The organism is Vallitalea sediminicola, from assembly GCF_054408565.1.
Genome location: NZ_BTPT01000054.1, coordinates 1 through 19,952, shown reverse-complemented (window position 1 = coordinate 19,952; position 19,952 = coordinate 1). Strand labels below are relative to the sequence as shown.

The 19,952-nt window shown below is 30.4% G+C and carries 12 protein-coding genes; 7 read left to right on the top strand and 5 right to left on the bottom strand.

Features of this window, described 5'->3' with window-relative positions; translation table 11 throughout:
• The 4 genes from ACX6CF_RS20325 to ACX6CF_RS20310 all read left to right on the top strand — a co-directional run.
• Positions 1-2,815 (top strand): hypothetical protein (locus tag ACX6CF_RS20325; RefSeq protein ID WP_458787202.1); only part of this gene is annotated, 2,815 nt, incomplete at its 5' end.
• A 168-nt stretch (positions 2,816-2,983) separates the two neighbouring features.
• Complete coding sequence (locus tag ACX6CF_RS20320) at positions 2,984-4,057, top strand: glycosyltransferase (protein ID WP_458787201.1); 1,074 nt, start codon at positions 2,984-2,986, stop codon at positions 4,055-4,057.
• 15 nt (positions 4,058-4,072) lie between these two features.
• On the top strand, positions 4,073-6,376 hold the full coding sequence (locus tag ACX6CF_RS20315; RefSeq protein WP_458787200.1) for a glycosyltransferase: 2,304 nt from the start codon (positions 4,073-4,075) through the stop codon (positions 6,374-6,376).
• Positions 6,377-6,403: 27 nt separating this feature from the next.
• On the top strand, positions 6,404-7,441 hold the full coding sequence (locus ACX6CF_RS20310; RefSeq protein ID WP_458787199.1) for an NAD-dependent epimerase: 1,038 nt from the start codon (positions 6,404-6,406) through the stop codon (positions 7,439-7,441).
• An 88-nt stretch (positions 7,442-7,529) separates the two neighbouring features.
• Here the strand turns inward: ACX6CF_RS20310 and ACX6CF_RS20305 are convergent, their stop codons facing one another.
• The 4 genes from ACX6CF_RS20305 to ACX6CF_RS20290 all read right to left on the bottom strand — a co-directional run bounded on the left by ACX6CF_RS20305 (position 7,530) and on the right by ACX6CF_RS20290 (position 16,220).
• Positions 7,530-8,510 carry a CgeB family protein gene (locus tag ACX6CF_RS20305; protein ID WP_458787198.1) on the bottom strand — a complete coding sequence of 327 codons (981 nt, stop codon included), beginning with the start codon at positions 8,508-8,510 and terminating at the stop codon, positions 7,530-7,532.
• 182 nt (positions 8,511-8,692) lie between these two features.
• A complete protein-coding gene (locus ACX6CF_RS20300; RefSeq protein WP_458787197.1) occupies positions 8,693-14,062 on the bottom strand; it encodes a glycine rich domain-containing protein in 5,370 nt (1,789 codons plus the stop codon).
• Between the two features lies 1 nt (position 14,063).
• On the bottom strand, positions 14,064-15,116 hold the full coding sequence (locus ACX6CF_RS20295; protein ID WP_458787196.1) for a copper amine oxidase N-terminal domain-containing protein: 1,053 nt from the start codon (positions 15,114-15,116) through the stop codon (positions 14,064-14,066).
• A 90-nt stretch (positions 15,117-15,206) separates the two neighbouring features.
• Entirely contained in the window at positions 15,207-16,220 is a 1,014-nt protein-coding gene (locus ACX6CF_RS20290; RefSeq protein ID WP_458787195.1) for a copper amine oxidase N-terminal domain-containing protein, read from the bottom strand.
• 613 nt (positions 16,221-16,833) lie between these two features.
• Here ACX6CF_RS20290 and ACX6CF_RS20285 point away from each other — a divergent pair.
• Together ACX6CF_RS20285 and ACX6CF_RS20280 are read left to right on the top strand one after the other, a co-directional pair.
• Positions 16,834-17,730 carry a YegS/Rv2252/BmrU family lipid kinase gene (locus tag ACX6CF_RS20285; RefSeq protein ID WP_458787194.1) on the top strand — a complete coding sequence of 299 codons (897 nt, stop codon included), beginning with the start codon at positions 16,834-16,836 and terminating at the stop codon, positions 17,728-17,730.
• Positions 17,731-17,751: 21 nt separating this feature from the next.
• Positions 17,752-18,036 (top strand): hypothetical protein, encoded by a 285-nt coding sequence (locus ACX6CF_RS20280; RefSeq protein WP_458787193.1) that lies wholly within the window; start codon positions 17,752-17,754, stop codon positions 18,034-18,036.
• Here the strand turns inward: ACX6CF_RS20280 and ACX6CF_RS20275 are convergent, their stop codons facing one another.
• Positions 18,037-18,489: a hypothetical protein gene (locus ACX6CF_RS20275; RefSeq protein ID WP_458787192.1), complete on the bottom strand. Its 453-nt coding sequence runs from the start codon at positions 18,487-18,489 to the stop codon at positions 18,037-18,039.
• A gap of 256 nt (positions 18,490-18,745) precedes the next feature.
• Here ACX6CF_RS20275 and ACX6CF_RS20270 point away from each other — a divergent pair, with 256 nt between their 5' ends.
• Positions 18,746-19,900 carry a polysaccharide deacetylase family protein gene (locus ACX6CF_RS20270; protein ID WP_458787191.1) on the top strand — a complete coding sequence of 385 codons (1,155 nt, stop codon included), beginning with the start codon at positions 18,746-18,748 and terminating at the stop codon, positions 19,898-19,900.
• Positions 19,901-19,952: the final 52 nt, after the last annotated feature.

Here is a 19,952-nt window from a genome sequence, read left to right as displayed (position 1 = left end):
TGCAGGTGATGAAAATGTAGTAACTTATACTCCGTTTGAAGCTCAACAAGCTATAGATTATTTAGCACCAGGTCAAAGTAAGCAAATAACTGTTGATAGAATCACTAAAAGTGATACTTTATCATTATCACTAACACAATTAAATAAAGTATTAGATAATAGAAAGCTTAAAATAAAGATGGTTGAGGTTCTAGCTGATATCCCAGGAAAAACTACGTTTACCTCTAATATCTTTAGTTATTATCAGGATGATATCAAAGGAAGAACTGCTGATATAGAAATCAGACGTACTAAAGACAATGGGGATACTTATACGGCTAAGACATATCAAGTAATTGCAAAGCATAGTAGTTATAATCCACATATGACATTAAAACGTGCATTACAGCTTACTATGGATGCAGAGATAAGGTCAGAAGGAAATCTATATCTTGAAAATCAGAATATTAATGATTGGAATATATCATACAATGATGAACTAAAAACACGAATTAGCAGTTTAGATTATAACGAAAAAAAATACTACGACGTAGAGATTAACCATAATGACCACATTATACTCTATGAACCTATTGAGAGAGAAACTCCTGAAATAAAATGGTTCGCATATTCTGATGATTATAAAAATGTTGGTGTTAATGTAGCAAGAGGTAATGATAAAATTTCTAATGTAGCTGTTACTGTAAGTATCAATGATACTGAACAGACGGTTACTCTTAATTATAATCCAAATATTAACTTATATGTTAATGAAACAGCTTTTTCAAGTATCGCAGATGCATCTTATAGAAGTAAAATCACAGTAACAACTAAATCGGGAAATATAATAGAAAAATTTATTACTCCAGAAAAAGATGGTTTTGGATATGTCCCTTTATCAAATCCTGTATTATTAATGGGAAAGCAAGAAACTAAGAATTTATCAAATGGTAATAGTGATATTGATTTAAGTAACTATCCTAATGCTAGAGCTATTGCTGTACAGGTAACTTCTAATAGATGGAGTGCACCAAAGGATTCTGTTACTTTAGGAAATGTTACTGCCGAATTAGGCACAGCAGATATACATATCCCTTCATGGAAGCTAAAACTTACAGATAATACTGGTAATATACATATCTTAGAAGGAACTGGAGAATTATATGAACTTAAGGATGTTTCCAAAAAAAACATACCTAATGATAGTATTAGTAAAGTAGAGATTATTGGAGACAGAGGATTTGTAGTACAGCTATATGAGCATGGTGATTTCAATTTTACGGAACATAATGATAATAATGCTTGGACATTTGATAATATTAATGGAAATAGAGAATATAATCTAAAAGATTATAATGCTGAGGATAAAGTAACTTCGTTAAGAGTGGCTTATGTAGGTTCTAATGAACAAAATGCAATTTACCATCTATGGTTACGAGATTCTAGCAATGGCAAAGTAGTATATAAACGTGGTAATGAAAATCTTGCAGCGGATATTTCACAATTAGGTGTGGGTAATGATTATCTGGGAGATTATTCATTTATTGCGTATTCTACAATAAAATTCCACGCATATGAACATGGTCAGCAGCAAGGAGATGTATGGCCAGCAGGTGAGAGCATTAGTATAAATGACATTCCATCAATACCTGGACGTGAGCAAATATACGATATGATAAAAAATGATTATTATCCTGCTACCAGTCATGCAAGACAACATGGTGATGGTATAAGTTCTATTAGTATTACTGGTTTTAATGATTACAATAAAGATATTACATATTTAAAGGGAGCTAAAAATTCTCCTGTCATATCAAAAACACTAATAGTTCCAGTGATGGGCTCTAATCTTAGAACAAGTTGGGATATACAAAACGGTGTTAGAAATTTAGATTACCAAGAAACGGATGCATGGATTGACGTAGAACTATTAGGTTACTTTACCGATCAGCAGAATGAAGGATATAAATATAATACTACAACTAAAACATATGGTAGTACCTCTAGAACAAATACGGTTATTAATGGTATTTCTGATACTAATAGAAAGTTTTTTACAGGTATTAACGACGCAAAAGGTTATATAGTCAATGTAATAAATGATAAAATTAGTTCTGATAAAGTAAGTATTACTATAAATGAGGTTACAACTAATTTGGGAGCTTCAGATTCTAGATTAACAGAAAAAGATTGGCATAATACTAATAGAGATTCTGATTGGAGTGTTTCAAATGATTTAGCTGATGATTATAGAGTATCTTTTACTAATTCTATGAGAAAAGATAATCTACTATTTATTCCAGCTAATCCATCTAGTCCTGCTTACTTGGATATTTCTACAGTCATTTCAGATTATAAGACTACTAGTTCATCAACTCCAAGAATATTTATTGAGGTTTTAGGGTATTTTTCTGAAGATGCGGACCTTGTATTTGTTCCAGATCATAAGGAGGCTCCTGAAGATGTGACTGATAAAAATCAGCTATTTGCAATTGCTGAAAATATAAATGAAGGTCATTTTCCAAAAGTATTTCTTAGTAACTTAGTAATTCCTTATAATGAAATTTTCGATATTAATCGTTTGCAAAATGGTATATTTGTATCAATTAATAATTCTTCACAATTGTTCTATACTTTTGCTGATCATTATATAGGAGATAGACCAATAAAAGGGCTATATTATTCAGATAACAGACCTCTTAGAGATTATGATATAAAACAGTCATGGGATGATACATCATTAGTATATATGGAAAATAATTCAGATGTGTACAGTGCATCTATTAGTACTGACCACTGGCCAAGAAAATTTGATTTATTAGGATATTTTCATTAGATTATATAGTCAAATGGGCTGTTGGATAATATTAAATCCGACAGCCCATTCTAATGTTTAAAGCCTAGTATTAATAGATATCTTTATTAATATGAATTCAAATGACCGTAGCTAAATAAATCAATATGCATATAATGATTATGAAAGATACCATTCGGAGGTATAGAATTGTACACGATAAGTTTATGCATGATAGTTAAGAATGAAGAGGATGTATTAGGTAACTGTCTCTCATCAGTTGAGAATCTAGTAGATGAAATAATTATAGTTGATACTGGTTCTACAGATAAGACAAAAGAAGTTGCAAAAAAATATAAAGCAAAAATATATGATTTTAAATGGATAAATGATTTTGCTACAGCAAGAAATTACAGTTTTTCAAAAGCAACATGTGATTATATTTTGTGGTTAGATGCAGATGATGTTTTATTAGAAGAAGATATACTAAAATTTGAAAAAATGAAGAAAAATATAAATAAGAAAATAGATGCCTATTCAATGTTCTATAATTATGCATTTGATGATATAGGCAATGTGATTTTAAGATTTAGAAGGAATAGATTAGTTAGAAGAAAAAGAAAATACAAGTGGCATGGATTTGTTCATGAGTATATTGATGTAAAAGGTAAAGTATCTAGTACAGATATTTGTATAACTCACAAGAGAGTTCATAATGCTGGAACAAGAAATATCAATATATATAAACAGAAAATAGAAGAGGGATATAAATTAAATTATAGAGAGAAATATTATTATGGTAAAGAACTATTTGATAATAAAATGTATGAAGAAGGTATTAAAGTTTTTAATGAGTATTTAGATGATAATAATGGCTGGAAAGAAGATAATATTGTAGCTTGTGGTAAAATAGCTGATTATTATTTCGGCGTAAAAAAATATAATGAGGGTAGAAAATATTGTTTTAAGACTTTTGAATATGATTTGCCACGTGGAGAAGCTTGCTGTAGATTGGGTTTATCCTACTTGGATCAAAACGAGATATCTAAAGCTGTTTTTTGGTATGAACTTGCTACTAAACTAGAACAACCATCAAATGATTGGGGATTTATCAATGAAGGTACTTATACATGGTTACCACATTTACAGTTATGTGTTTGCTATTACAAATTAGGAGAAAATGAGAAATCATATGAACATAATAAAATAGCTGCTAGATATAACAGTAATAATGAAAGCATAAAATATAATGAAAAGTTCTTTAAAGAACTAGGATATAAATAATTTTAGGAGATATTTATGATAAATGAAATATTAAAAGAGAATGTTGATGATCGTATAAAAAATATGGAAGATACTACTAAAAAATCATTAGTAAGAAAAAAGATAGTTGAAAAATCTTATCACATAGTATATGTAGTGAGTAATACTACAATATGTGGAGCTGCGAAGATTATTTTTGAACATGCAAATAGATTGATGAAAAAAGGTAATAAAGTAACAATAGTAGCCTATTTTCCCAAACCATTATGGTTCAATATTGAGTGTGACTATATTCAAGTACCATTCACTACTAAATTATCTATGTATATACCATATTGTGATTTGATAATAGCAACATATTATACTCATATTGGAGATTGCGTTAAAACCCAATTAGCCCCTGTAATATATTTTGAGCAAGGGGATTATCATCTTTTTCATTTTAATAGGCTGATTGAAAAATATCAAGAATTCATTAAGATACAGTTTTCTTTAGCCAATGGCATAATAACAGTTTCGGATGAAGCAGCTAAGCTGATTAAAAATAATTTTAATCAAGATTCTCATATAATCTATAATGCTATAGATAATAATATATTCCAAAAAAAGACCACAGAACAGACTGATAAAAATGAACAAACAGAAAAATATATATTGATAATGGGATCAGATAAACTTAAATTCAAAGGAATAGAGGATATAGTAACTGCTTGTAGGATTGTAAAAAAAACTATACCAGATATAAAAGTATATTGGATAACTCCAGTGATTCCAGTGACATATAATAAAGATATTATAACAAAAGTTTTCATATCACCCAGTCAAAAACAAATTGCAAGATTATATCAAAATGCAGATATGTTCATTAGCGGTTCTCACTATGAATCATTTTCATTACCAGTATTAGAAGCAATGGCTTGTGGATGTCCAGTAATAACCACGGATAGTATAGGTGTTAGAGATTATGTAGTTAATAATAATAATGCTTTAGTTACAACAGTGAAGGACTCATATGCAATGGCGCAAAAAATTATAGAATTAACAAATAATGATTCACTGAAAAAGATATTAATAGAAAATGGACTAAAGACTGCAAAAAAATTCAACTGGAACATAATTACCAATGAATTAAATGATCAGTATAATTCTATTAACATGTATGAAGTTGAAAATATAAATAGTATAGAAAATTGGATTATAAAAGTAAAAGAAAAAAATTTTGTTAGTAAAGATGAATACTTAAAGTTTACCCAAATATTAAAAACTACTAAAAAAGATAAAATATATGTACCTTTTGAATATGAGGTAACTAGTGAATTTAAAGTAGCTAGATGGGAATTAGCCGCATATAAGAACAGTAATAGTACTGAAAGGGAATATTGTTATACTAAGGTAAATAGTGAGATTGAATTAATAGAAGATAAAGATATTAGAATATTATATAGTACATTACATACAGGAAAATATAATAAAGTTATTAAATACCTTAGAAATAAATTACAGGAAAAAGATAATCAGATATATAGTAAATGGCTAATATACTGTTTATTAAAAATAGATGAATGTGACGAAGCAATGAAATTAATAAATAATGAATTAAATAGAAAAGAAAAATATTCGGATATATATTTTTTGTATTTATTAGTTTTATGTAAACAAAAAAACAGAAAAAAAACAGGAGGAATTATTAACCATATAAATATATTAGGTGATGGGGTAGTGTATGAAGAGTTTATTGTAGATATAATGTCTAAGGCTGAAGAGATAAGAAATTATATAAAAAATGATAGTAATATTAAGGAGGGTAATAGATCAAAAATGGAAGAAATGTACGATTATGCTATGAGGTTATTTAATAATAGATTGTATGACGAAGCAATAAACAGTTTTATAGAATTTACTAAAGAATATGACGAAAACAAGGAAAAGATAATTGAAGCATATAGGAAAATATATTTATGTTACTATTATAAACAGATGTATGATGAAAGCAGGATGTACTGTTATTTAACATTTAAATATACATTACCTAGAGCTGAAGAATGCTGTTTCATTGGGATTACATACTTAAAAGAAAAGAATTACAAAGAGGCCATATTCTGGTATGAATTAGCAACTAATCTAGAAGCACCTAGAAATAATGAGTTTACGATAGATAAGGATTCATGGACTTGGAAACCATATGTACAATTATGTGTATGTTATTATCAACAAGGTAATGTAAAAAAAGCTTTTAAATATAATGAGATAGCTAAAAGCTTCAACCCTTATGAAAAAAGCATATTACAAAACGTAGAGTTTTTTAAGAAACTAGGATATATGCCTAATGAGATATTATAAAGCAATTATAAGTAAGGGGAGCTAGATTTGAATAGTGAAAAATTTAAATTACCCAATGAGAAAATATTAGTTACAGGTTGTGCAGGTTTTATAGGATTTCATTTGGCTAAATACCTATTAAGGAAAAACATACAAGTAATTGGTATTGATAATATCAATAATTATTATGATATCAATTTAAAATGGTCAAGACTTGATATACTAGAAAAATATAATAATTTTAAGTTTTATAAAGTATCATTAGAGGATAATAAAGAAATAGATAATATTTTTATAGACAATAATATTCAATATGTGGTCAATTTGGCGGCTCAAGCAGGTGTTAGATATAGTCTCGAAAATCCAAAAGCATATATAGATTCTAACATCGTAGGATTTTTAAGTATATTAGAAGCGTGTAAAAATCATGATATCAGACACTTGATATATGCTTCATCTAGTTCTGTATATGGAGGGAATAAACAAATCCCTTTTTCAACTAATCATAATGTAGATCATCCAGTAAGCCTCTATGCAGCTACAAAAAAAGCTAATGAATTAATGGCACATACTTATAGTTATCTATATAATTTACCTACAACTGGATTAAGATTTTTTACGGTATATGGACCATGGGGAAGACCTGACATGGCTTTGTTTTTATTTACAGATGATATTCTTAATGAAAAGCCAATAAATGTTTTTAATTATGGGAAAATGGTAAGAGATTTTACTTATGTAGATGATATTGTAGAAGGCATTGTAAGGTTAATAGAGTATATTCCAAAAGCAGATGATTGTTGGAATGACATAACTAGTGAGTGTAGTAGAAGTTTCGCTCCATATAAAATATATAATATTGGAAATAACAATCCAATAGAATTAGAGTATTTTATATCAGTATTAGAAAATAAATTAGGCAAGAGTGCAATTAAAAATTATCTTCCAATGCAACCAGGAGATGTACCTAAAACATATGCAGACATTAGTGATTTAGAACAAGATATAAAATTTAAACCTATTACTGATATAGAAGAGGGTATAACCAATTTTGTAAACTGGTACAGGGACTATTATAAAAAATGACTAAATAGGGTAATAGGGCTGCTATAGGCAGTCCGTAATTTCACCTACCCTAAATGGATTCTATAGTACTGATTAATGAATAAGTTTATTATAAGATACCTTCTTTTCGTAACGTGTCAATAATTTTTTTAGCCCTATCTTTATAAGTATGTTCTTTAACAGATTTATTTCCGTTGTCTTTTATTTTCTCTCTAAGTTCTGGATGCCTTGAATAGAATTCGACATATTCTAATGTTTCTTTTTCGCAAGAAGATACTATCAAATCTTTATTAGGAGTAAATAGTTCACATAATCTACTGTTATGAGATGTGATTAAAAATCCTCTAGAACCTAGAATCTCATAGGTTCGCATTGTTATTGATTCATCAGGATAATTTTGGAGGCCTATTATAATATTAGAGCATCTGTAAACATTATTAGCTTGTAGATAATTTAGGTAACCATGGATATTGTTGGTATTTATTGTTGTACCCAGATAAGGTTCCATTTTATCCCAATATTTCCCCCAAAAATCAACTGGAATATCATTGTTGAGAAGAGGTTTTATAAGTATATTTAGGGAGTGGTGTCTATAATGATTTTCATCCCAAGAGAGAACATTTGGATAAGCATTAGCGACAACAGCTATATTTTTTTTGCACCATTCTTCGCATTTAACAGGTTGATGAATACTTGGTTGATATGCAAAAGGTAAATGAGTAGCACCAATTCCAAGAGATTCATATATAGGAATACAAGAAGGTGAAATGGTAAATATATATTTGGGGTTAGTTTTTTTAATTAAAGGAATTGAGAATTCATTAATGAATGTAGGATCTTCAGTAGCCCAATATACAAGAGGAATTTTATATCTATCACAAGTTACTCCTATAAGTTTTAGATTGGAGTCAGTGTGTTCTTTCGTCCATCCCATAAGAATAATTAAATCAGGTTGGAATTTATTAATAAGTCTATATACTTTTTCTTCATTTATCGGTCCAGAAACTAAAATTTTATGACCTGCGTCACGAAATCCAAGTGGAAGGCCAAAAACAAATCGGTCATCTTTTTCAAAAAATAATACTTTCATATAAACTCCTTATTTTACAGTTATATAATAACAGTATTACAGTTTTTGATGAAATAGAACAAGATACATTTAATATTTAAAATGTGAATCTATAAAATAGGTAAGTTTTATATGAATTATTATAAAATAAAACTTACCCATTAATATATTAACGTATTTTCTTAAGTTATCCTATGTTATCTTTAATGCGTACCCGATATGTCTAGGTCGGCTCGTGATGATTTGGATGCTGAATATGCATTAATCACCGAATAAGGTATATCTGACGATGGTATTGGGTACTCGCGATAATTACTTGTTCCTGCTTTTCCTATCTTTATTGTATTGTTTGTATGCTCATATTGTAATGTATAGACATTACCCACTGATTTTATATCTGCTGCCATGAGGATTAAACCATTTTTAGACTGCAACTTTTTGATATTATCATTCTTTAACATCTCACCATGTTTTACTACTACTGCAGATGATGGTAATCCAAGTGTAAAATGCCATCGTTGAGCTTGTAGTCCATAAAATAATGATGATACCGTTCTTCCTGGATTTTTATCCATTCCTTTTGTTTGATCAGTTCCAATGAATGTTCTGTTTCTGCCTTTTAGAAAAAGGATTTGTCCATTTCCTAATTGATTGCTAATTGCTGATGGAGTTATTAGAGGTTTTGTATTACCACTACTATCTGTATAGCCATATTTAGCAGCTACCCGTTTTGTTAACTCTACTTCCGCTTGTGAATAATTTCTTCTGATTTTTTCTTCGTCCCAATTATAAACATACTTATAGGGATATAGCATACTTGTATCTGCTCCTGATCTAGCTGCATCAAATATATTAAAGGGTTTGTACGCGCCACTTACATTAATATAGATATCAAGAGGTGTAATATAATCTGGGTCAGAGGGATTCTTTGTCGTATCCAAATAGTAATAGTATGGCATTATCTGAACATCTGTATAATAGTTGCCTATTGTTTGTACATCTGCTAATAATTTATAACCTATTGTGATTGGTTTATCTTTTAACAAATCTATATTATTATCGCTAGGTGAAAGAGGGAAGTAGATAAGTGACCAACTTGCATTGGGCTTATTGTGCTGTCTCCATAAGTACTCATTAGGTTTATTAAGATGTTCAAGTAACCCATAAGTATTAAGAAAATGATTACTATCATCTGCTTTATCGCCTCTTATATCCATATAACTTCCTACTATATTATTTTGTTTCCTTATATCTACTTTTTTAATTACTTGATTAACATACCAATCAGCATCTGTATACCAACTAGATAGTGGTTCTTTGAATAGGTTAGAATATCTGAAGTCTTGTGTATCTTCTATGACAAGATTGCCGATTCTTCCTACAACGTCAATATTATATTTTCTAAGTGCACTGTGTAAAGCACCTTTATTGTAATATCTTACTTTATTAGTTGGAAATTTATTATTATCTATATCTCCATTATTAGCTAATACCTTAAATGTGACTAGTGAACTTATTTCTTCATTATTAGCAAGAGGACAATAAAAATTATACTTACTACCGCTTACTGGTAATGATATCTCTTCCCATTTTTCATACATCTTACCGTTATAGATGACATTGAATCCGAAGGTTACACTTTTTTTTGCAATCCATTCGCTTGTATCCATATCATTAACAAACCCTTTACCTCTTGTTTTAGTCGTTTTACCAATTCCTAATTGACCATTACCATAGAAGTCTCCTGTACTTGGAAAGTATATTTGGAAGGGGTAGTCCAAGTTAATGAAATTACCAGGGCTAACATTTTCATTTTGACCTAACCCTTCATCGTAAATGATTACTGGCTTATCAGCAGATATTGTATCACTTATTTCTTTGTAGCATTCGGGATAATGTCCTCCTTCATGGTGGGGTTCTGTGCAATTCAATGTTTTTACTGTTATATACTCAGGTTCTGATGAAATAATCTCAGGAGTAGTTATTTTTATCTTACCGTGACCACTATTAATTCCTGATGATGTGGTACCATTGGATACACCACCAATATATCCTGAACCACCAGCTCCTGATTGTTCTGTACCCGTGCGACCGCCATAATAACCGCCACCACCGCCGCCGCCGCTATCTGACGATGAACAGTTTTGACCTCTACCTATTTGATAACCTGATGTTTGCGTTCCTGGTGAATTATTAGAACCACCAGAGGTTCCCGATAGACCTCCACCATGTCCGCCTTCTTCTCTATCTTCTCCAGCACCGCCACCGCCGCCTGCGACAATAATTCTTGAAGATAGGGAGGTACTAGTTCTTATATCTGTAGCTCCACCTCCTCCAGAACCACATTCATCTGAACGACCATATTGGGAGCCTCTACCACCACCATTATATCCTCCATATGCATAACCATCTCTTGGATAGCCATCAGAACCTTTTCCTCCTACATATAGATACAACATGTCTCCTTTTTTTAGATATTTCTCTCCATAGGAATAGCCGCCTTTACCACCATATCCTCTATCATCGCTATAGCTTGTACCTCCTGCTGCGCCCCATGTTTCAAGTTTATAGATACCATCACAAGGTGCAGTAAAAGTCTGCTGTCTTCCAGTATGGTCATAAGTATATGTGGTAGCCTCTTGGGGTTGTATATAATTAGGGTTAACTACTCTTTTTGTTGTATAACAACTGGGTGTATGTTCATGTCCACCTGTATATTTACAATCTAAAACCCATTCTACTTCTTCTAGATCATCCTGACAATTACCCCCAATATTTTTGGTTGATGGTGTTCTTTGATCTCTTGATTTGGGGAGTGGTATGACTATGGCATTTTCTGCTGATACTGGATTGTGTATTACAATATCGTTAACTTTGGTATGATTATCAGAATAAGTTGTTTTGAATTTCTGTCCATTCATACCATATTCGCTATTTCTTGATTTACTATATGCTGTACTTCCACTACCACGTGATAATCTTAGTTCATAAAAGATGCTTGAATGTCCTGTTATATATTCTCCATTAGGTATTTCATCCATTATATCAAGTGACGTATTGATTAATCGTAATTCAGTTGAGGGTCTTGATGGTCTGCTTTTACCAAATGATTTACTATCAAATATAGTTGATACTCTTGTGCGATTACCTCTTCCTTTATATTTTTCATTTGGTTGATAATATTTTCCATTATAAGAACCAATATTTATATGATCTTCACTCCACTTAGCAGCTGATAGGGGATTATTATCCCACATTTCTTCTTTACTTGTCTTAGGTACTTCTAGTGATTCTGTTGTTTTTATTGTAGGTGAAGGATCTGACTGAAAGTATATGACAGACTGATCTCCTGATGATGTTTGTAGTATTAGAAAGTCTGAAATAGCAATGGCGTTGTTTGTTAGATTTCTTCTATAATCAAATTGTTTTTGCTCATTAACAGGTCCAGAGCCTTTACTATTACCACATTTATTATCTGAATCTCCTTCATTCCACGTTACAAAATCATGTTGATCTGTCTCAAGAGAGTATCTTAAGCGATGATTTCTACTTGTATCACTACTTGCTATATTCCAGAATATGTTTGGATTACCTTTCCTAACTGTAGCTGTTACTTTATCTGTGCCGATAATTTCTCTCATACCATCTACTTTTGACTGTTTGATTTCCCATACGTTTACCTTTTTTATTTTTAGATAATCAAATGTTATATTTTGGCTCCATGTATCACTATAGCCGCCAACTCTATGATTACAACATGGACCACAGCCTGTATGTCTTGAGAGTCCAGACCACACTTGCTGATATTCGGTATGGGATTCTTCTGGTTGTGTATCGGTAGCTTTTCTGGTTACAACTTTTTTAGGTGTAACACTGGTACTTTCTGCATGTACTGTTCCATCGTATCCCGTTATGGTTCTTGGTGTAGGAGCTCCAGGATTGGATTTGGACCATCCTCCTGACTTAGAGGACATACCACTTGTATGTAGAGGACCTATATGCTTATCTCTATTTTCACACCAAACTTCATTATATTTTGATAAATACCTTCTCGTTGCTGTTCCATTAGGTACATATTCAACTTCAATATCAACTATGAATTCTGATCCTCCTGATGCAAAGTAGAGGTTTCGTGTTGTAGGTGTTCCCGCCATAGCTTCAAATTGTTCATGATAGACATCACCTTGTTTGATTTCTGACCAATAACTTGGTGTAGACACGTACCCATCTGTTTCGGGTTTCCTATAGAATGATGCTACATCTGCAGATCCACTAAGAGGAATTGTTTTGTCACGTACTTTTACAGTTATATCTGCATCATATTCAAACTCTATGGTTTCTCCACCTGCTATTGGATATTGGGTAAGGTCGTCAGTATAATATAGTTTTTCGCCACTAAGGTAGTTAAGTAATTGTGTAGCACTAATATCATAGGTATAATTTGCTTGAGGCTGTATAATAGCTCCGCTTTTATCTCTTTTTAAGTTTACAGTGAGCTCTACGTTGCTGTTTCCAACAAAAACTTTCCAGTCTTCTAAACTTTTTGCACCTTGGGTAAGGTCGATAGTGATATTCGCCATTTGCCCAATTTTTTCGCCTTCAACCTGCTGACTATCTGGTTCAGCTTTTAATTGGTGAGTCCCTGTTGCTTGGACGGGGACGTAGTAGAAGATTATATTTGCTTCTTTAAAATAATCTTCTATAGGTTTAAAATAATCATCATCTTTACGTTTGTTTGCACCTATTAATGTTTTGAAATCATCTGTTATTGTTTCAATAGTACCATTATCCTTTTGAATAGTACATGAATGGTATTTATATCCAGGAAATACTTTTTTGGTATAAGTTTCTGACATCCCATAACTTAAAAAAACTTCTTTCTTTTCTTCATTGGGCATCATAGTATTATTTCCAAAAGTATCTTTAGTCATATGACTGATGATTACTTTTGAGTTAAATGGGGGAAATTCACGTCTTATACCATAGTCATCATCAAAATCATTAGGGTGAATCCAGCCTCTAGCATACATAATCCCTACTTCTTTATTTTTATATTCTCTACCATTAACTAGAGTGGGTTTTCCATCTAATGAATAATAGACTTCGTCTTGTGCGTTTTGTTTTTCTCCTTGATTATTAAGATGTCCTAGATAATTCTCATAAGTTCCTTTAACAATTTTAATTGTATATACGGGGTCTAGATATACAATCCCACCTTCTGTTAATAATTTATCTGCCCAACCTGGATTATTTCCCTCTTCTTGTTTTAATCTTGTAGTAATAGTATCATAAGGTATAGTAAATTTTGTTCTTATTGTTTTATCGTCTATATTCTTACTTATTTTATTGTCGGAATCTAATTTAATAACAACAGATTGTGTTCTATCTTCGTTAAACATCTGCCAACCAATAGTTGAGTATCTGATACCTGTGGTTGCTTTTACACCTTCTGTTATAAATATTAAATTGCAGAATTCATCAAATCGTAATTCATCGTCATCTGCATGACTATTTATAAATAATATATTTAATGCGACTACGAATATTAATGATATACTAATTAGCTTTTTCAATCTACTTCACTTCCTTAATTGGTGTTATGAAGTGTTCATCTGTAACAAGTCTTTCTGCTGTTTTCCATTTCTCCTCAGAGTGTCCTGCAAAATTCGCTAATTCGACATCTACTACACAAGTATATTTCTTTCCAAGTTCAACATTTCCATATCTAGTATAATTTTTTAACCACTCCATATCATTACAACTTTCAATTATATAATTCATTCTTCCTCTTATCATGATATCTCCATTAGTATATATGCAAGTTTCATCTGTTATGAATTCTGTATGCATAGATATCTGTTTTTTTGTTATCATATCAGCCCAGTAATTTATATGTTCTTCATTATCCCTTTTTATACGGTCATCAGCGGTCCAAGAAGAATTTTCTAAAAAGAACCATTTTAATTTTTCAACGTATTCTGTTTTATTATAAGTTCTATAATCCACATTATAGAAAGTTTCCATATAGTTTTTTCCAATTTCAACAAATTCCTTTACCTTATTCTCATCATAACGATTGACCAGCCACTCATGGTTTTCAATACGTTTTGTATAATCGTTTTCTAAATATGGATACTCCTGTAATTGTTGTATGATTTCCTCATTAGCCATTTCTTTCAAATCTACGGTATCACGCTTTAGAGTTATAGTAACTATATAATTAGTGCTATCCCACTCTACAATGGCACCCATTGCCTCACTAACAAATCTTACAGGAACATAAGTTCTAGAATCTTTTAATATAGCTTGTGTGTCCATGACCTGTGCTTTATCATCAACGGTTATTTCTTTTTTATCAATAACTAATTTAATAACTTTTTTATCGTATGTTATAGTTGCTTGTTGAAGGTCACCATCCCAGCTAACTTGACCACCTAATGCTTCACTGATGAATCTTATTGGAACAAGAGTTCTATTGTTAGCATCTATAAATGGTTGAGCATCTGGAAAATCCACAGTTTCACCTTCTACTGTCACCGTTACATAAGTTTCTGCTGTTACTGGTGATACCATCATTGCTGTTAGCATAATTACTACTACTACCATTAAATTTACTACTTTTTTCATTATAATTCTCCTCCTCATTATTGTTTTGGTGTTATGACTTAAATTAATTTACCATATTAGTTATATTAATTAATCATTATCTTTTTCAATCTACTGCACTTCCTTAATTGGTGTTATAAGACGTTCATCAGAAAGAAGCCTTTCAGCTGTCTCCCATTTTTCATCAGGCTTTTTTGCCTTAGTAATTATTTGAACATCTACCACACAAGTATAATTTTTACCAAGTTCAACATCTCCATATCTGGTATATTTTTTTAACCACTTCATGTCATTACAACTCTCAATTATATAATTCATTCTTCCTCTTATAAGGGTATATCCATTGGTATATATACAAGTTTCATCTGTTATGAATTCTGTATGCATAGCTATCTGCTTTTCTGTTATCATATCAGCCCAATAATTTATATGTTTTTCATTATCCCTATCTATTCGGTCATCAGCTACCCAACTAGAACTTTCTAAAAAAAACCATTTTAATTTATCTACATAGTTTTCCTTATTATAAGTTCTATAATCCACATTATAAAACGTTTCCATATAACTTTTTCCTATTTGTACAAACTCTTTTAGCTTATCCTTTCCATATCGATTGATCATCCATTCATTATTTTCAATACGATTAGTAAAACTATTCTCTACATATGGATATTCTTTCAATTGTTGTATAATTTCCTCATTAGTCATATCCTCCAAGTCTACGGTATCATGCCTTAGAGTTATAATAACAATATAATTAGTGCTATCCCATTCTACATTAGCACCCATTGCTTCACTAACGAATCTTACAGGGACATAAGTTCTAGAATCTTTTAATATAGCTTGTGTGTCCATGACCTGTACTTCATCATCAACAGTTATTTCTTTCTTATTAATAACTAATTTAATAACTTTTTTATCGTATGTTATAGTTGCTTGTTGAAGGTCACTATCCCAGCTAACTTGACCACCTAATGCTTCACTGATGAATCTTATTGGAACAAGAGTTCTATTATTGGCATCAATAAATGGTTGAGCATCTGGAAAATCCACAGTTTCACCTTCTACTGTTACCGTTACATAAGTTTTTGCTGTTACTGTTGATACCATCATTGCTGTTAACATCATTACTACTACCATTAAATTTATTAATTTTTTAATTATAATTCTCCTCCTCATTATTGGTTTTGATACTATGATTTAAGTGTATTAAATATTGGGTCTATTGAGTAATAATATCTTAATATATAATTATATGTTTTATTGTAAAATATTAATAAAATAATGTCAATATATAATGTTTTTTGTATAATAATTGTAACTTTAATAATACATTGCACAATTGTAAGTAATTTTAAATATAATCTTATAAATACGTGGGATCCATTTTGAATTGTATACTTAATATACACTATATTTAATATAAACGTTTTGCTATATATTCATAATTAGTGCAATATATCTTCTATACCATGGATAGTAATATATTGACCATAGCATTTATAATTAAATATATATTAATTACCCTAAAAAAAGGTTGCGTTAGATAAGCAGTAGTGTATAATGATTAATAAGATATTGGTACAGTTTTACTATGATTAATTAAAGCGTAAATAAGATTATGTTTTGTTGGTTATAATTTAGAAGTAATAAGATTTTTTATAGAAATCTGTATCTAATAAAAATCTGAAGATGTATTATTCCAATAAGTAATATAGAGGAGATTTGAGGTATCCCAATGAAATATGTTCAATTATTATATAATCCAATGTCTGGAAATCTAGATTTCCCAGCCTATTTAGATTTATTTATATCTATTTTTCAAGATGTAGGCCATGAGACTAGAATACATAGAACTAGAAACAAAGATGATATGGCGGATTATTTGACTAGCCAGGATCTAAGTAATTGTAGTGCAATAATTGTAGCGGGAGGGGATGGTTCGGTCAATCAAGTAGTAAACTGTATTATGAAAAATCATATTGATGTACCTTTAGGCGTAATTCCAGCAGGAACAGCCAACGATTTTGCATCCCATCTTAAGATGCCTTCAAGATATGGAGAATGTATTGAAGCCCTTGCTAAAATGAATGTTAAAAATATAGATGTTGGAAAAGTGAATGATAGATACTTTATTAATGTTTGCTGTGGAGGATTATTTACTAATATTTCCCAAAATATGGATTTAGAATTGAAGAATACTTTAGGAAAGTTGGGATATTATATCAAGGGTGTGCAGCAATTACCTAGATTTAGAAAAATCCGTTATAAGATTACTAATAAAAATCAAGTTCTAGATGATTATTTTTATTTATTCTTGGTTTTGAATGGGAAAAGTGCAGGTGGATTTAATAAATTAGGTGTAGATGCACAGATTGATGATGGTAAAATGGATTTTATCGGAATAAAAGCATGTACAATCAATGAAGTTGCAGTTTTATTTGGTAAAATATTAATTGGAGAACACCTCCAAGACAGAAATATAGTATTTTTCCAAGATAATAAAATAGATATAGAATGTGTAGAAGGACTAGATATGTTTAAAGAGTCAGATATTGATGGAGAAACTGGTCCAGAATATCCACTGCATATAGAAGTTAAGAAAAGGGCATTAAAAGTTATATGTAACTTATAAAAAAATTTACGGAGGTTAGTTATGATTAAATTAGAATTAGAAGAATTTGTTGAAGAAATTAAAGCCGAGATGTATGGCTATGAAGAAATAGAAGAATCTATGATTAATGATTGGGAAAGTAGATTCAGAGCGTGGTTAATTAAAGTAAAAGATAAAAAGATTAAAAATGATAGAATTAAGTTTGGACCTAATTCTATCAAAGTAGAGTTAAAAGATGAGACAGATATATTTAAAATAGCTGATAAATACTTAGTTGCTGTAGCACATAACGAAACAGATAAATACTTTACTGATTGGCAATTATAATTATTTGTTTTTGTTATTATGTACGTCTTCTGGCTTAGCCTTATCTAGGGCTTTTTCTATTGCGCCAAGAAGTAATGAGGAAGTATATTTAGTATCTGTTTTAATGCTTAGGTTTTCAAAACTGGTATCATTGACAAGTTGAATTTCAAGGTCACTCAATGTTGGTACTAGGGCAGGGTTAAGTGTTGCTATAGCACTGTCTAGATTAGTTAGATTAATTGAATTGATATGATTTTTATCAACCACAACTTCAACATTAACTGGTTGATTTTCAATTACAATGGATGATGTATAAACTCCAGGAACATAAGTAGCCATTACAGGTGCTTTAGTATCATTTTTATTATTGAACATGAAGATAAGCAATAATATTAAACATATTCCAACTATTACAAATAGTACAGTGTATATTATTTGTTTTAGTTGTAGAACTATAATTTTGGTTGATCGCATAATTGCCTCCTTATACAAATAGTCCGATTAATATATTTTATTTAAGATAGGACTAAAATATGAAGGTTATGCAAAATTATTTTATATAATTTTTAAAATAGCATTATGAAGATTCCAAAATAAGAATTTGATACGCTTATAAGTTTAATTAAATAATTATTATGAATGAGCAAGTATTTAAATCTTTTCAACTTATAAAATCAAAGGGAACTAAAGTATCGACCTGCTTAAACAATGGAGAGGATGAAAAGGCTTAATGATGAAGCAAAGCAAAATAATTGAAATATCCAAATTAATTGTGTTAGTGATGATGGTAGTATTAATGAGTGTATCGTGTAAGATGATGGATCCAGATGAAAATAATACAGAGATAAATAATAATGACGAAAAAGATAATGATATTGAGTCAGAAACAGATAAAAAAGATGAAGTTGAAGATAATGTAGAAAATGTTGACATAAAAGAAGAAACAGAAGTTAAAAAAACAGTAGAGATTGATTATCAAGCAGTAAAACCTAATGAGTTAGGACATATTATGGTTATTATGTATCATGGTATCATAGATTTACCACCTTATCATGTAACAGAAGAACAATTTCTTGAACAATTACAGTATATGTATGACCATAAATATAGACCAATATCTGTTAGAGATTATATAGATAATAATGTTAACGTTGAAGCAGGTTATACTCCTATTGTATTTACTTTTGATGATGGGCTCAGTTCAACTTTTTCATTAATTGAAGAGGACGGAAAATTAGTTCCTAAGCCAGGAACTGCAATCGAAATAATGGAAAGATTTTCTAAGGAACATCCTGGATTTGATAGCAAAGCTGGGTTATATATAAATGGTCAAAAGATATTTGAAGGTGCAGGAACTGTTGAAGATAGAATCAAATGGTTAGTAGATCATGGATATGATGTAGGAAATCACACAGCTTCTCATGATAAAACGCAGATGTTAAGTAAATTAGATTCAAGACAAATAATGAAAAACATTGGTGTAGTTGATCAGATCATCAAGAATGCCGTACCAGATTATACAGTTGATTCATTAGCATATACCTTTGGAAATAGACCAGTAAAAGCCTTACGTAATCTAGTTTTAAATGGTGAATACAATGATATCAAGTACAATTACGCAGTAGCTTTTAAAGAAGGGGCAAGTCAGCCTTATTACCCACCACTACATATAAAATTTGATCCATTAAATGTGGCTAGGGCTAGAGGTTCAAAAGGGGATATTCAGGATATGGGGTGGTTTTTTGAAGAATATGAAAAACATCCAGAGAGAAAATATGTTTCTGATGGGAATCCAAACAGAATATCAATATTAGAGAAACATGAAGAATTCGTTAACAAAGATAAATTAGGAGATAAAGAGCTATACTTATATAAATTAAATTAATAATGAAAATGACCTAATCAACATATGATTGGGTCATTTTTTTCTTAACATA

Coding starts and splice junctions, on each gene's coding strand:
- ACX6CF_RS20315 (WP_458787200.1), top strand. CDS start 4,073: ATGATAAATGAAATATTAAAAGAGAATGTTGATGATCGTATAAAAAAT.
- ACX6CF_RS20305 (WP_458787198.1), bottom strand. CDS start 8,510: ATGAAAGTATTATTTTTTGAAAAAGATGACCGATTTGTTTTTGGCCTT.
- ACX6CF_RS20295 (WP_458787196.1), bottom strand. CDS start 15,116: ATGAAAAAAGTAGTAAATTTAATGGTAGTAGTAGTAATTATGCTAACA.
- ACX6CF_RS20290 (WP_458787195.1), bottom strand. CDS start 16,220: ATGTTAACAGCAATGATGGTATCAACAGTAACAGCAAAAACTTATGTA.
- ACX6CF_RS20285 (WP_458787194.1), top strand. CDS start 16,834: ATGAAATATGTTCAATTATTATATAATCCAATGTCTGGAAATCTAGAT.
- ACX6CF_RS20280 (WP_458787193.1), top strand. CDS start 17,752: ATGATTAAATTAGAATTAGAAGAATTTGTTGAAGAAATTAAAGCCGAG.
- ACX6CF_RS20275 (WP_458787192.1), bottom strand. CDS start 18,489: ATGCGATCAACCAAAATTATAGTTCTACAACTAAAACAAATAATATAC.
- ACX6CF_RS20270 (WP_458787191.1), top strand. CDS start 18,746: ATGATGAAGCAAAGCAAAATAATTGAAATATCCAAATTAATTGTGTTA.